Here is a 733-nt window from a genome sequence, read left to right as displayed (position 1 = left end):
GCCCGGCCAGCGCGCGTCGAGCAGCGCGTCGAGCCGGGCGGCCACGTCGGCGCCCGCGACGTTCGAGATCCACGCGCCGCGCGGATGCGGCAGGTTCGACCAGTCGGGATCGGCGCCGCCGTCGCGCGTGTGGCCGAATGCGCCCGTCTCGACGAGCGTGCGCTGCGCATCGGCGAGCGCCCACTTGATCCGGCTGTTGCCGGCGTCGATCAGCAGGTGCGGCTCGTTCATTGCGCTTCGCGCAGCGACACGTCGCCGGCCGCGATCGCCTGGATGCCGTCCGGCGTGTCGAGCAGCAGCTGGCCGGTCGCGTCGATGCCCGTCGCGATGCCGCGCGCGCGTTCGACGCCCTGTTCGAGCAGGACGACTTCGCGCCCCGCATACGCGTGCAACGCATGCCAGCGCGGCACGAACGGCGTGAGCCCTTCGGCGCCGAACTGCGCGAGCGCGGGCGTGAGCGCGTTCAGTGACGCGGCGAGCGTATCGGTGAGGTTGGCCGATGCGCACGCGATCGACAGCGCAGCGGGCGGCAGCCCGCTCGCGAGCGTCGCTTCGCGCGCGCGCAGCGCGTCGACCTGCGCGGCGACGGCTTCCGCGCCGCGGACGTTGATGCCGAAGCCGATCACGACGGCGGTCGCGTCGGCGCTGGCCCAGGCGGTTTCGATCAGGATCCCGGCGAGCTTGCCGACGATGCGCGGCGTGCCGTCGTCGGTGGCCGTCAGCAGCAGGTCGT

Annotated in this window: 1 protein-coding gene and 1 pseudogene; both read right to left on the bottom strand. The window is 73.8% G+C overall.

The window, feature by feature from the left end:
* Positions 1-231 (bottom strand): type III pantothenate kinase (locus L810_RS43000; RefSeq protein ID WP_042978427.1); only part of this gene is annotated, 231 nt, incomplete at its 3' end.
* Positions 228-733: pseudogene (locus tag L810_RS42995) on the bottom strand (biotin--[acetyl-CoA-carboxylase] ligase); the annotation flags it as partial. The gene L810_RS43000 and the pseudogene L810_RS42995, both read right to left, overlap by 4 nt.

It is taken from the genome of Burkholderia sp. AU4i, assembly GCF_000466765.1.
GTDB classification, from domain to species: Bacteria; Pseudomonadota; Gammaproteobacteria; order Burkholderiales; family Burkholderiaceae; genus Burkholderia; species Burkholderia cepacia.
The sequence above is the reverse complement of the archived record's forward strand: the minus strand, read 5'-3'. Positions and strand labels throughout refer to the sequence as shown.